The sequence below is a fragment of the Grimontia sp. AD028 genome (assembly GCF_000973155.1).
Classification (GTDB): Bacteria; Pseudomonadota; Gammaproteobacteria; order Enterobacterales; family Vibrionaceae; genus Enterovibrio; species Enterovibrio indicus.
In genome coordinates this window covers 37843-51055 of sequence record NZ_LASY01000063.1, presented here as the reverse complement: position 1 = coordinate 51055, position 13213 = coordinate 37843, and the positions used below count along the sequence as shown (strand labels likewise).

Sequence of the window (13213 nt, the reverse complement as noted above, 5' to 3'; positions counted from 1 at the left end):
TTCATTCATGATGAGAATTACAGTTCGCCGCGCAGCTCAATCAGTTTTTGTTTGATTGCACGTGCTTTCTCTTCAGTCAGGTCATATTTCCACATAACCAGAATCGCCAGGAATGCCGTAGTTGCAGGAATGATGATATCTGCAAGACGCAGGTTGGTGATGGTTTCAACAGACTGCGCGCCTGCGCCTGGATCGAAGCCAACCACTTTCAACACAAGACCACCAAGGATAAGTGCTAGCGCTTGACCGATCTTAACCATCAGCCAGTAAATAGCACCAAACGTTCCCTCTTTACGTGGCATGCCGTTATCCAACTCATCCATATCACATACGTCAGCCGTCATGCTCATCATCAGAGTAAACAGGCCACCGATACCAAAAGACATCAATGGAATTGGCATAAAGATCATCCAAGGGTTGCTTGGGTCAAAGCCCCACCACTTCAGACCGTAACCCACAATGGAAATCGCGGTAGAGATAACAAATGCGTTGCGCTTGCCCCATTTGCTCGCCATCCATGAGATTACAGGAATAACCAGAAATGCAGTCACAATCGCACTAACGGTTGAGAACCATGCTGGCCATGTACCCGTTGCACCGTAATCACCGCCAAACATGTGGAATACGATGATGAAGAAGCTGAAAGATGCAACAAGCTGGAAGCCATTAAATACCAAGAAGGTCGCGCCACAAAGGCGGACAAAAGGCTTGTTTCTAAAGACTTGCTTAATACCTTTAAAGACTTCCTTCAGGTTAGAGAAAATGGTTTTAAAGGAAATCTCTGCACGGTTACCCATGTCTGAAGCATCGATACCTTTACAAAACAGACCCGGTAGAATGCCCAAGGTAATACATGCGCCCGCTACAAACAGTGACAGTTGTTGAACACCTTCAGCCTGACTGCTGAACAGGTCAGGGTCAGCAATCAATACCCAAAACCAAGGCACAATCATCCAAGCTACCTGACCCATGGTATTTGCAAAAGCCATCAGACGGGTGCGTTCGTTGTAATCAGAGGTCATTTCATAACCCAAACCAACAAACGGCGTTGCGAACATAGTGTTACCAATGGTGAAGATCAAAGAGAAAATGAGGAAATACCAGAAGTTATACTCTTGTGACGCTTCAGGATCGAGTTGCCATAGCATGGCAAAGAACACGCCACTCAATATTGCACCAACGACAATATAAGGACGTCGTCTACCCCAACGTGATTTGGTGTTATCAGTGATAAAACCCATTATGGGGTCTGTAATAGCATCAAACAGCCTTGGAAGACCACCTAACAGACCTGCCAGGAAAGGGTCCATGCCGAATGCGGTAATAAGGAAGAAGGAGAAAACACCCAAAGCACCAGGGAGGAGGTTAAGCGTCAGCGTACCTGCACCATAAGCCCCTTTCTGAATGACTGGAACGCTTTCCCTAGCGTCGTGAAGCTCACCTGCTGTTGTTTCTACTTGTTGTGACATAGCAAAATGTTAACCATATGTGAATACCGTGTTGGAATATTACCTAGCAATGCTAAAACACAGCAAATCGAGCTCATACGATATATATCTCCAAAACCACATTTTGAAAGCGCTTTCTTTGGCTGCAAATAGTGGGAATAAGAAATGCTGCCGGAAAGGCGTTTAATTACAGTTTGATTGCACGATTATGTACTGAATTTGTCGTGAATCGCCCTATTTTTTGGTTCCGCTGATAGCAAGCGATTTTTTATGAAAAATAAAGTAACAAGTCTTATTAAGGAGATTTTGTATTCGAGAATGGTTAGTTTAGAAGAGGCGTTAACAGCAACAAAAAGACAAAATAAAAGCCGCCGAAGTCACAAAACTTGGCGGCTTTAAATGAAGTGGAGCTAACAGCGCTTATCGTTTACTGGCGCGTCGTTCTTGAACTGCATCTGCCAGAATATTTAACACTTTCTCGGTGTCTTCCCAGCCAATACATGCATCTGTAATGCTCTGACCATAGGTCGGCGCTTTACCGTCAACCAAATCCTGGCGACCTTCCACAAGGTGGCTTTCAATCATCACACCGAAGATAGCGTCATTTCCGCCTGCGATTTGGTTTGCAACATCTTCACCTACAACCACCTGACGCTGGTATTGTTTACTGCTATTCGCATGGCTGAAGTCAATCATCAACTTATTGCGAAGTTTTGCCGCATCCAACTGCTCAGTGATAGCTGCAACGTGCTCTGCGGAATAGTTCGGCTCTTTACCGCCACGAAGAATAATGTGGCAATCCTCGTTCCCCGCCGTTTCAACAATTGCCGAGTGACCAAACTTCGTCACTGAAAGGAAATGGTGAGGCGACTCTGCTGAGCGAATCGCATCGGTAGCAATCTTGATGTTACCGTCAGTGCCATTCTTGAAGCCAACAGGACAAGACAAACCCGAGGCCAGCTCACGGTGAACCTGAGACTCCGTCGTACGTGCACCAATCGCACCCCAGCTGATCAAATCGCCCATGTACTGTGGCGTAATCATATCGAGGAACTCACCTGCCGTTGGCAATCCCATGTCAGTGATGTCCAGCAGCAGTTTTCGTCCAATACGCAGACCATCATTCAGTTTAAAGCTGTTATCCAAGTACGGGTCGTTGATCAGGCCTTTCCAGCCAACAGTGGTACGCGGTTTTTCAAAGTAAACGCGCATCACGATTTCCAATCTGTCGCTTAGTTGGTCACGCAGCACTTTTAGCTTTTTACCGTATTCAACCGCGGCTTCAGGATCGTGAATCGAACAAGGACCAATGATGACGAGAAGGCGATCGTCTGTGTCATTCAGAATGTTATGGATAGCCTGACGAGCGTTAAACACTGTTTCAGACGCTGTTTCAGTTGCAGGAAACTTCTCCAGCACCGCTACCGGTGGCAGTAGTTCTTTGATTTTACTAATTCGGACATCGTCTGTTTGATGGAAGCTCATTCATTCACCCTTGCTACATTCTTCACACCCACCATCTTTGATGGAGTGCGTATTCCCTACTTATTTGTAGTTAACTTATCGCCATTCCAATAAGAGTGCAAACCTATTTTTACGCTTTTTATAATATTTTTATACCACTTAAACATTGACTAATATGTTTCATGTGCTAGCGGTCAGTTTTCAACGGTGTTTGGGAACAAGAGACCCAAATCCAGATACTCTTCAAGCGTGTCCGCCAGCACGTCTAGACTGTGTTGTTTTTCTTTTTCTAAATCAATACCTTTAGCATCTTCCAGCCCAGCCCATTCAAGAATGATCTTGAGTGCCTCTGGTTGATCAAACAACCCATGCCAGTATGTTCCGAAGATATTGTTATCTGAGTTGATCAGACCATCATCACCCTCTTCACAGACGACAGGGCTCACACCTTTTGATGTGGTCACACCCATATGGATCTCGTAGCCCGTGATTGGACTCACCTTTCCATTGAGGTGAAGATGTCCCGATTTTTGAGTAAGCACTTTTTCATTTTCAATTACAGTCTTTGCATCAAGGTAACCAAGTCCTTTTGTTTCCAACTTGTGACCTTCCAGCCCCAATGGGTCTGAAATGTGTTTTCCTAGCATCTGATAACCACCACAAATACCAACGACTTTACCGCCATATCTCAAGTGTTTTTGAATTTGTTTATCCCAACCAAACTCTCTAAGGCTGGTTAAGTCTGAAATCACACTTTTACTGCCCGGCAGTACAATCAAATCACACGAAGGAAGTGGTTTTCCCGGCGCCACATATTCCAAGTTAACCTGTGGATGAGCTCGCAGTGCATCGAAGTCTGTGTGATTGCTAATACGTGGGAGGACAGGCACCGCAACGTTGAGAATGCTACCGCTGGAATCGAGTTCGTCCTGTTTGGTGTCTATTGCGTCTTCTGCATCAAGCATCAAGCCCTGTAGATAAGGCACTACACCAATAACAGGCTTTCCTGTTATCTCCTCAAGCCATTCAAGTCCCGGCTCTAGAAGACTCACATCACCTCGAAAACGATTGATCACAAAACCAACTACACGATCACGTTCCGATTGAGACAAACAATCCAGGGTACCTACAAGATGAGCAAACACGCCACCGCGGTCGATATCGGCCACGATAATTACCGGAACATCTGCCTCCTCTGCAAAGCCCATGTTCGCGATGTCGTTTTCACGCAGGTTAACCTCGGCTGGGCTGCCCGCGCCTTCAATCAACACACACTCAAATTCTGAGCTGAGCTTGGAAAAAGAGTCCAACACAGGCGTCATCGCAAATGCTTTGTAAGATTGGAATCCAATCGTATCCATGGCATCAACGGCCTTTCCCTGAACGATAACCTGTGCGGCGCAATCAGTACTTGGCTTCAACAAAATAGGGTTCATATGTACCGTTGGCTCAATACCACAAGCAATCGCCTGAAACGCCTGCGCACGCCCAATCTCGCCTCCATCTTTTGTCACTGCACTGTTAAGCGCCATATTCTGTGGCTTAAACGGGGCCACTTTCACGCCTCGACGGGCAAGCACGCGGCATAGGCCCGCGACAATGACACTTTTTCCAGCATCGGACGTTGTGCCCTGAACCATGAGGACTTTAGAAGTAGATAACATGAAGGAATCCGAAAGATATGAAACTTTGACTTGAGCAGCAAAGATATCATAGTCATTGCAAAAAAATGCTAGCGCCATCGTCTAGCTGCAAATTCTTTGCAACCCTTGTCAAAGTTATTCGAATGGTCACTAAAGTTTTCGCACAGGTAGCCATACACTCAGTGACATGTTGCAACAAACCTTAGCCGCAAGGAATGCTGTGAAAAATTTAAGAAAGTCATTTGCTATCAAAGCAATGGTAACTGCAATAACTCTGACTTCATCAGCCGCAATGGCGACCAATTTTAACTACACCAATTTGGAAGTCGGTTTTACATCAAACCCTTCGGGACTCGCTGGCACAGGCAGGCTTGCCTTCATGGATGGAGCGCATTTTATTGTCAATGCAAGCAGCCAGTTTGAAGGTGATTGGTTAGTGTCTGGTGGGGCTGGTTTTCACGCGCCGATTAATGGATTTGTAGATGTGCATGGCGATGCGAGGATTTATTCCGTTAAGTTTCCCGAAGATGACAAGCACGATTGGGGAGAATTGGCGTACGGCGTGAATGTCGGCGTCAAGGCTTGGATTCTCCCTCAAATTGAAGCAAATCTCTTGGTTGGACAAGTTGCTTTTGACTCGGACGACACCCGTTCAGTAGTAGAGTTGGGCGGACGTTTTCATTCAACCGACATCTTATCTTTGGGCGCAACCTATCGAGCAAACGGCTTGTACAAAGAACAGTTCTACTTCGACGTATTGTTCAACTTCTGACCCAAATATCAAATCAATTCAAAGCGGGCTTGGAGCCCGCTCTTTGTTTAGAACTAGATTGCAATTATTCAATGGTTGTAACCAAAGAGCGTGCTTCGCTTGGCGTAAAACCAAAATAGCGCTTAAACTCGCGGCTGAATTGAGACGGACTGCTGTATCCCACTTCATAGCAAACCTCCGCTACTTGATACCCTGAAGAAAGAAGTGATCTGGCTTTATGCAGCCTGAGTGATTTCACATACTGCATCGGCGAAACTGTCGTAACCTGCTTAAAATGCTCATGAAGAGTTGACGCGCTCATTCCCGCTACGCTCGCTATCTCTTCAATCGCCAAATTTCTTTCAAAGTTCTGCTCAATGTAATGAACAACCGGCGCAATACGGTTGGCTCCCGCATGGTTACTCACGCAATTGCGTAGCAATCCACCACCAGGCCCTTTCAATACTTCGTAGTAAAGTTCTCTAAATATTGAAGGCGCTAAAATGTCGCGATCCATTGGGTTATCCAGCAAACCCAACAATCGAACCACCACGTTTTCAATGGCCGGGGTCATTTTGGTCGACTGAGTAAAGTCGCGCTGCGGTAGTGAAGAGGTTTCCTGCTGCCAAGGCGACATTTCCATCATCAATTGGCCGACCATTTGCTGGTCTATCGCCAGACTGAAACCCACATAAGGCCTCTCTTGGCTAACATCTAAAAGGCTTGCTTCTACGGGCCGCGTAACAGAGTTGATTAAGTAGGTATCTTCACTGTAGACAAAGGTTTGCTTTCCTGTGGAGACGTGCTTTTCTGCTTGCAACACAAAACAAATTGAAGGCTGGAGCACTATCGGCATCAGATCAACCTTCTCCAAGCTCGCATACAGCTTTAAACCCTCTATTTCACTCGGTTGACCACACTCACCCTTCACTTTTTCAAACACTTGCTTTGCAAGCGATGAGACAAACTCCATTTTATTAACCTTTTGCTAAACATTGTCTACACGACCGTAGGATTATGACACTAAATAAGCATTTAGAATGATACTCGTAATAAATTCCGGAGTAATAGGCAAGAGTTCTGGAACATCTCGATAACATTAGCCTTAAATAGAATACATAGTAAATAAAGGCTAGTGACCACAGTTGCGTGTGTTAAAGCCAAATACGCTGCCGTTCTATGTACGAAAGGAGACTACCATGAGCGTATCCGTGAATATCAACGGACAGGATCTTGAGCTCGATGTACCTGCAGACACCCCATTACTCTGGGCTATTCGTGACAACCTCAACTTAACAGGCACTAAGTTCGGGTGCGGTCTCGCACAATGTGGCGCGTGTACTGTTCATATGGGTGGTCAACCCATTCGTTCTTGTGTCACCCCAGTATCTGCCGTTGCAGGCCAGAAAATCACCACCATTGAAGGTATTGAGTCAAAGGCCTCCAAAGCCATTCAAGCCGCATGGGAAGAAATTCAGGTGCCGCAATGTGGGTATTGCCAATCAGGCCAGATCATGGCTGCCAGCGCATTACTTGCCAGCAATCCATCCCCTACCGACGCAGACATTGATGCAGCCATGAACGGAAACATCTGCCGCTGTGCAACCTATGTCCGTATTCGAGAAGCAATCAAGCAAGCAGCCACTGAACTGAGACAGGGATAGAACCATGCGCGATTTTCTGAACGGTTATGTGCCTGAAGAGGCTTTCTTCAAAAATACTAAACAGGTCGGAACCAGCCGCCGTAACTTCATTAAGCTCATGTCGACAGCCGGTGCTGGATTAACCTTAGGCGTTCATCTTCCTTCTGTTGCAGCCGGTGCCAATGAAACAGCAGGTAAGCCTTTTGAACCCAACGCATTTGTGCGCGTCGGTTCAGATGACACAGTCACCATCATGATTAAACACTTGGACATGGGCCAAGGCGTGACGACAGGCTTGGCAACCATTGCTTCCGACGAACTCGATGCAGATTGGAGCAAAGTCACCACAGAGGCAGCTCCAGCAAATGCCTACGAATATAACAACCTGCTGTTTGGCCCAGTGCAAGGTACAGGCGGCAGTACTGCTATCGCAAACTCATTCATGCAGCTCCGCATGGCTGGCGCCAAAGCCAAATCTATGCTGGTGAACGCTGCCGCCAAAGTGTGGGAAGTCCCTGCTGCAGAAATCATGACAAGCAACAGCACGCTCTCACATTCTGGTACTGGCAAGTCAGCCACTTATGGTGAGATGGCTGAGCTCGCAGCATTACAGTCTGTTCCTGCAGATGATCAGGTAACCCTAAAAACGCCCGAGCAATTCACCATCATCGGTAAAACGGGAACTGCCCGAAAAGATAAAGGCAAAAGTAACGGCACTGCGACCTTCACACAGGACGTTCAACTGGAAGGCATGCTGACCGCGTTAGTAGCTCATCCACCGGCATTTGGTGCAAAAGTCGTTTCGTTTGATGCCACCGCTGCGAAAAAGTCTCCCGGCGTTGTCGATGTTGTGCAGATCCCGACAGGTATTGCGGTTGTAGCAAAAGACTTCTGGAGCGCAAAAACAGGGCGCGACAAATTGGCGATTGAGTGGGATCGCTCTGCGTTCACAAAGAACACTGAACAGCTGAAAACGGAATATACGGCACTTGCCCAAACGCCCGGCCTTCCGGCCCGCAACGATGGTGAAGCCAGTAAAGCTCTCGAAAGCGCCGAAAACATTGTCGAAGCCACTTACTATTTCCCCTACCTTTCCCATTCACCAATGGAACCCATGAACTGTGTGGTTTTGGTTGGCGATGGCAAAGCTGAGCTTTGGTACGGCGCGCAGATTCAAACGATCGATCAGTTTGCTGTTGCTACCGTCCTTGGTATCAAGCCAGAGAATGTGACCATCAACACCTTGTTTGCAGGGGGCAGTTTCGGACGTCGAGCCAACCCACAAGCAGATTACGTTGTTGAAGCGACAATGATTGCCAAAACGCAACCGGGTGTGCCAGTCAAATTGGTCTGGACGCGTGAAGATGACATGCGCGCGGGTTATTACCGCCCAATGTACATTCACAAAATCCGTGGTGCCGTCGACGATGAAGGCAACATCACTGCATGGGAACAACGTATTGTTGGGCAATCTATCGCCGCAGGTACCGCATTTGAGGACTTCATGGTGAAAGATGGTGTTGACTCATCTTCTGTTGAAGGCGCTTCCACTTTGCCTTATGCCATTCCCAACTTAGCCGTTGAGTTGCATACCGTTCAGCAACCCGTACCCGTTTTGTGGTGGCGATCTGTGGGACATACGCACACCGCATTTTCAACCGAAACCTTCTTTGATGAACTGGCACAAAAAGCCGGGAAAGATCCGGTCGAACTACGCCGTGCTTTGCTTAAGAACCACCCGCGCCATCTTGGCGCTCTGAATTTGGCCGTTGAAAAGTCAGACTGGGGTAAACCTCTACCAAAAGGTAAAGGCCGCGGCGTTGCCGTTCATGAGTCATTCCGCACCTTTGTTGCTCAGGTTGTCGAAGTCACCGTCGAAAATGGCCAAATCACTGTCGATAAGGTCGTTTGTGCCGTTGATTGTGGTGTGGCCATCAACCCGGACATCATCAAAACCCAGATGCAAGGCGGTATTGGCTTTGGTCTGTCACCTGCGCTTGTCAGCGAAATAACACTGCAGGATGGCGCAACAGTACAGTCCAATTTCCATGACTATCTGGTACTGAGAGAAATGCAGATGCCAGAGATTGAGGTACACATAGTACCGTCAGCCGAAGCACCAACCGGTGTCGGGGAACCTGGCACACCACCTATTGCCCCCGCTGTCGCAAACGCCGTGTTTGCTGCAACTGGCCAGCGATTACACGATCTGCCAATGAAGCTGTCTTAATCTCAACGTCATCAAGGAAGGATAATGGCAAACCACCTACATTACTTGCTGAACGAGTGGTATCCGGAGAGAGACAATGCCGAGTGGGTACTCGGTACTGTTTATGAAACGGAAGGACCTTGTTACCGAAAAGCCGGTGCAATGATGCTTTTCAGTAGCTTGGGTCAACAACTCGGTATGCTTAGCGGAGGATGTCTGGAATCAGACATCCAACGCCATGCTAAAAAGGTGATGATGACAGGTGAAGCCTGCACGTTGACTTATGACAGTCAAGATGAAGACGACTTATCTTTTCAACTTGGTATTGGCTGTGGCGGCACCGTTCATATCATGCTGCAGCCAATCCACAAGGGTAACAGCTACTTAAGCCTCGATGTTATTCGCGCTCAGTTGGAGCAAAGAAGATCCGGCTTCTACTATCAGCGTATCGTCACGAATGGCGCTGAAATAGAAGCGAACTATATCCCCTCAGAGAAGATTCACCAGCTAGAGGCTGATAAAAACACCATTGGTGAACGACTTAATGAAGGTGATCAGCGCTGGCTAAAAACCTTCATTCAACCCCCTATTCACCTTCTCGTTTGTGGTGGAGGGTTTGATGCCAGGCCGATAGTCTCCCTTGCTCATCAATTAGGTTGGCGCGTCACGCTTTGGGACCCCCGCCCAGCAAATGCAAGACGCGATTACTTTCAAACCGCGCATCACATCCTGCGAGAAGAAGCAGAGACCTTGGGGTATTTCTGCAACGAAAAGCATGTCGATGCTGCAGTAGTAATGACGCACAGTGTTTCTCTCGACGCCTCCGTGTTGAAATCGCTCATGGGTACGCGTCTACGTTATCTTGCCCTACTTGGCCCAACACATAGAAAAGAAGACGTTCTGCAAACCGCAGAGTTACAGGAATCACAATTACCGTGCAAACTTGCAGGACCAGCAGGGTTGCAACTGGGTGCAGCATTGCCAGAAGGGATTGGACTTTCTATCCTGTCAGAATGTATGGCGGCTCTTAACGATTCAAACGCCAAATCTTTCAGTGGAATAGTATAAGAATGATAAAACTTGCCGCAGTGATCCTTGCTGCTGGCCGCGCTTCACGTTTTCGCGAATGCAAAGCGCTGGCTGAAATCAATGGCTCTCCGCTCATCAGCTTCCCTATCAACGCAGCAGTTCCTGTTACTCAGGACATATTCATCACAACAGGGTTCTGGCATAAAGAACTCGAAGCAGCCTGCAAAGACAACGATTGGCCAGCAGAAATCTTATATATCGACTGCTGGAAAGAAGGGATTGGCAGCGTTATATCTTCGGTGACGGAGAAGCTTGAGAACGACTATGACGCCATTCTATTTATGCTTGCCGACCAACCAGCTGTAAGCAGTGATAATGTCGAACTGCTTTGGAAAGTCTTTATTGAACACATTAACGACGCAGTTTGTTGCCAGTATCACGATACAGTGGGTGTGCCAGCGATTGCATCGAAAACCATGTTTGAAGAGCTCAAAACGTTGAAAGGCGACGCGGGCGCAAAACATCTTCTAAACAATGGCAAGCATGTGGTGAATGTGGTTGCTATTGATCAATGCAACATAGATATCGACACTCAGGAAGACCTAGATAACTATATTCATTACCTGAATCACATGGCGTCGCTTTGGTAACGACGCCATGCGCGTTAATCAGGCCAACGCCTCTTGAGTCCGTGACTTAGTCGCAGACATATTTTTCAAAGCCACTGGCGCAGAAATCAGTGTCGTGGCTATCAACAACGACACTGGCACTGCTGTAATCACGATAAATGACTGCAATGCGGCTAAGCCTCCGTTTCCGGCTGTTAGCAATACGGCAGCAACCACACCCAACATTACCGCCCAAAACAGTCTTTGATGCTTAGATGGTGTCGCGTGTTCTGACGTAACAACAGCAATGGAATACGCCATGGAATCGCCCGTTGTTGCCACAAAGGTCGTGGTGAGTATCAGAAATGCAGGTACCAATATAAATTGAAGAGGGAGTTGTTGAAGCGTCGCGATCAGCACACCGGTTAATCCCGCCCCCGCCATTGGGCCGGATATCGCCCCCGGATTGGTCAACTCAAAGAAAATCCCCGTGCCACCCAGCGCAGTGAACCAGAAGTTAGTGACAATCGGTGAGCCCACGGCAACGGCTAAGATCAATACGCGAATGCTTCTCCCACGAGATATTTTGGCAATGAAAATCGCCATCATGGGCGCAAAGCCAATGAACCATCCCCAGAAAAACCACGTCCAGTTGGTCATCCAAGCTGCTTTTTCGGTATCTAGACTCATTGAAGAAAAATGCTCTAGATAACTACCGAATGCAGTGACAAACGAACCGAAGATGAAAGAGGTCGGCCCCAATACCAACACAAATAGAAGCAAAGCCAACGCGCCAAGCACATTGAGTTTAGAAAGCCACTGAAGTCCCTTATCCATTCCCGTAAAGGCAGACAGCGAGTAAATCGCTACGACCGCCATGAGAATCATCACTTGTGTGCTCATGGTATTTTCGATACCAAATAAAGCTTCAATACTGAAACCCAATTGGCTCGCCAAAAAACCGATGGGACCAATGGTTCCTGCTGCCACACCGACAATAGAACAAGCATCTACGACGGCACCGAACCAATGCTTTTCGAAACGCTCGCCAAACAGGGGATATAGCAATGCACGGGGTCTTAGCTTCAGTCCCTTTTCGTAGTGGGCATGCATGAGAACGATTGTGGCCAAGGTGCCTAAAACCGCCCAAGCGAGAAATCCCCAATGAAGAAAGCTCTGACTCAGGGCTGCAGTCGCTGCGGCTTCGGTGTGCTGTTCAATGCCAGAATAGGAGGGAGAAGGCGAAAGGAAGTGATACACCGGCTCTGCGGCTGACCAAAATACACCACCGCCAGCTAATAAGGTACACATGATCATCGAGATCCAGCGAAACGCGCTGATATCCGGTTTTTGTTGAGCGCCAAGTTTCAGCTTACCAAATGGAGAAACAGCAATTACCAAAGCTAAAGCGAGGTTTGCCACCATCAGCCATTGCCAGAAAACGCCGAATTCATTTGCCGCTATCCCGAATATTTGGTTGATGGTTTGAGAGAAGAGCGACATGTCATAGATGGCCGCAAAGAGGAACAGTGCGAAAAAGCTAATGGTCAGTGTCGACACCAGCTTCTCAGCCTTAAAAAGAGAAGTAAAAGTCATTGTGCTCTCACATTGTGCGTGAGGGGCGACACCTTAGCAAAACCATATTGTGATATCCATCACTTTTATTTGATCACTAAGCTTTCAGTTACATTGGTTCCCTGGACAAAAAAATTCAGATATATTTTAACTCATTGTATTTATGCTGATTAATCAACCCGTAGCGTTTTTCACACCTGTTGAAAGGGAAGATAAAAACCTAGCTCTCTAACGATTCCTGATGAGCCGATAAGGTGGGCGCTTGGGAACAGCATACAAAAAAGCCTGATTTCTCAGGCTTTTTCTTTGGTCTTTTTCTTCTTTGAGCTCGCGTGAGCTTCAATAATTTGTTTATGAAGCGAGGTGGCTGCGCGCACCAACCTAGGGTGAATCTGCACCTTCTTTCCTTCCAGCAGCATCTTGTTGTAATTGATGACAGATGCCGTCAGACACGCCGCAACTTTGATCTGGTTAAGCTTGTGCGCATACATCGCGGTCTTAATCGCAATAAACGCACGCTGGTCGTCCTTCTTGTAGCTTTGAATAGCAAAGCGTTCGAATCGCTGAAAGTCTTTGTTATAAGACTGATGGATACGGGTCACATGCTTGTCATAGTACTCGCTATATTTTCCGTAGCTACCAGAACGATTCGCTTGCATGAGCTTCTTAACCCAATCCGTCGACTTGAGCTTTTCTTTCTTAAACAGGCCGGTTAGCCATGCAAACATTTATCTCTCCTACTACTCATCACGAGCCATCTACTCAACGAGAGTATCTAATCTGCTCGTGAAAATTATGCTGTTGCTTGTTTTTAGGAGGTATTTTTGCGACGCATGATACAAG

11 protein-coding genes are annotated in these 13213 nt (G+C 47.3%); 5 read left to right on the top strand and 6 right to left on the bottom strand.

Annotation, left to right across the window (positions count from 1 at the left end):
- Positions 1 to 17 precede the first annotated feature (17 nt).
- The 3 genes from RN22_RS14385 to RN22_RS14375 all read right to left on the bottom strand — a co-directional run bounded on the left by RN22_RS14385 (position 18) and on the right by RN22_RS14375 (position 4576).
- Positions 18 to 1469: an MFS transporter gene (locus tag RN22_RS14385; protein WP_046305369.1), complete on the bottom strand. Its 1452-nt coding sequence runs from the start codon at positions 1467 to 1469 to the stop codon at positions 18 to 20.
- A 399-nt stretch (positions 1470 to 1868) separates the two neighbouring features.
- On the bottom strand, positions 1869 to 2933 hold the full coding sequence (gene aroG / locus RN22_RS14380; protein WP_002536012.1) for a 3-deoxy-7-phosphoheptulonate synthase AroG: 1065 nt from the start codon (positions 2931 to 2933) through the stop codon (positions 1869 to 1871).
- A 173-nt stretch (positions 2934 to 3106) separates the two neighbouring features.
- Positions 3107 to 4576 (bottom strand): cobyric acid synthase, encoded by a 1470-nt coding sequence (locus tag RN22_RS14375; protein ID WP_046305403.1) that lies wholly within the window; start codon positions 4574 to 4576, stop codon positions 3107 to 3109.
- A 199-nt stretch (positions 4577 to 4775) separates the two neighbouring features.
- Here RN22_RS14375 and RN22_RS14370 point away from each other — a divergent pair, with 199 nt between their 5' ends.
- Positions 4776 to 5327, top strand: a complete 552-nt coding sequence (locus RN22_RS14370) for a hypothetical protein (RefSeq protein WP_046305367.1) — start codon at positions 4776 to 4778, stop codon at positions 5325 to 5327.
- A gap of 64 nt (positions 5328 to 5391) precedes the next feature.
- Here the strand turns inward: RN22_RS14370 and RN22_RS14365 are convergent, their stop codons facing one another.
- The gene (locus RN22_RS14365) at positions 5392 to 6249 is read right to left on the bottom strand and encodes an AraC family transcriptional regulator (RefSeq protein WP_231590901.1); all 858 of its coding nucleotides are present in this window, start codon (positions 6247 to 6249) and stop codon (positions 5392 to 5394) included.
- 256 nt (positions 6250 to 6505) lie between these two features.
- Here RN22_RS14365 and RN22_RS14360 point away from each other — a divergent pair, with 256 nt between their 5' ends.
- From RN22_RS14360 to RN22_RS14345, 4 genes are read left to right on the top strand one after another with little or no spacing between them, the layout of a single operon-like run.
- On the top strand, positions 6506 to 6970 hold the full coding sequence (locus tag RN22_RS14360; protein WP_046305363.1) for a (2Fe-2S)-binding protein: 465 nt from the start codon (positions 6506 to 6508) through the stop codon (positions 6968 to 6970).
- A 4-nt stretch (positions 6971 to 6974) separates the two neighbouring features.
- On the top strand, positions 6975 to 9179 hold the full coding sequence (locus tag RN22_RS14355) for a xanthine dehydrogenase family protein molybdopterin-binding subunit (protein WP_046305362.1): 2205 nt from the start codon (positions 6975 to 6977) through the stop codon (positions 9177 to 9179).
- A 24-nt stretch (positions 9180 to 9203) separates the two neighbouring features.
- Positions 9204 to 10226 carry an XdhC family protein gene (locus RN22_RS14350; protein WP_046305361.1) on the top strand — a complete coding sequence of 341 codons (1023 nt, stop codon included), beginning with the start codon at positions 9204 to 9206 and terminating at the stop codon, positions 10224 to 10226.
- A 2-nt stretch (positions 10227 to 10228) separates the two neighbouring features.
- Positions 10229 to 10837 (top strand): NTP transferase domain-containing protein, encoded by a 609-nt coding sequence (locus tag RN22_RS14345; RefSeq protein WP_046305360.1) that lies wholly within the window; start codon positions 10229 to 10231, stop codon positions 10835 to 10837.
- Between the two features lie 18 nt (positions 10838 to 10855).
- Here RN22_RS14345 and RN22_RS14340 read toward each other — a convergent pair whose 3' ends face one another.
- Both RN22_RS14340 and RN22_RS14335 read right to left on the bottom strand, forming a co-directional pair.
- The gene (locus RN22_RS14340) at positions 10856 to 12391 is read right to left on the bottom strand and encodes a BCCT family transporter (RefSeq protein WP_046305359.1); all 1536 of its coding nucleotides are present in this window, start codon (positions 12389 to 12391) and stop codon (positions 10856 to 10858) included.
- A gap of 272 nt (positions 12392 to 12663) precedes the next feature.
- Entirely contained in the window at positions 12664 to 13098 is a 435-nt protein-coding gene (locus RN22_RS14335) for a hypothetical protein (RefSeq protein ID WP_046305358.1), read from the bottom strand.
- Positions 13099 to 13213 lie beyond the last annotated feature (115 nt).

What these genes read in the sequence shown, in the direction of transcription:
- RN22_RS14385 (WP_046305369.1), bottom strand. Translation starts at nt 1,469, where the DNA reads ATGTCACAACAAGTAGAAACAACAGCAGGTGAGCTTCACGACGCTAGG.
- RN22_RS14340 (WP_046305359.1), bottom strand. Translation starts at nt 12,391, where the DNA reads ATGACTTTTACTTCTCTTTTTAAGGCTGAGAAGCTGGTGTCGACACTG.
- RN22_RS14375 (WP_046305403.1), bottom strand. Translation starts at nt 4,576, where the DNA reads ATGTTATCTACTTCTAAAGTCCTCATGGTTCAGGGCACAACGTCCGAT.
- aroG (WP_002536012.1), bottom strand. Translation starts at nt 2,933, where the DNA reads ATGAGCTTCCATCAAACAGACGATGTCCGAATTAGTAAAATCAAAGAA.
- RN22_RS14350 (WP_046305361.1), top strand. Translation starts at nt 9,204, where the DNA reads ATGGCAAACCACCTACATTACTTGCTGAACGAGTGGTATCCGGAGAGA.
- RN22_RS14335 (WP_046305358.1), bottom strand. Translation starts at nt 13,098, where the DNA reads ATGTTTGCATGGCTAACCGGCCTGTTTAAGAAAGAAAAGCTCAAGTCG.
- RN22_RS14345 (WP_046305360.1), top strand. Translation starts at nt 10,229, where the DNA reads ATGATAAAACTTGCCGCAGTGATCCTTGCTGCTGGCCGCGCTTCACGT.
- RN22_RS14360 (WP_046305363.1), top strand. Translation starts at nt 6,506, where the DNA reads ATGAGCGTATCCGTGAATATCAACGGACAGGATCTTGAGCTCGATGTA.
- RN22_RS14355 (WP_046305362.1), top strand. Translation starts at nt 6,975, where the DNA reads ATGCGCGATTTTCTGAACGGTTATGTGCCTGAAGAGGCTTTCTTCAAA.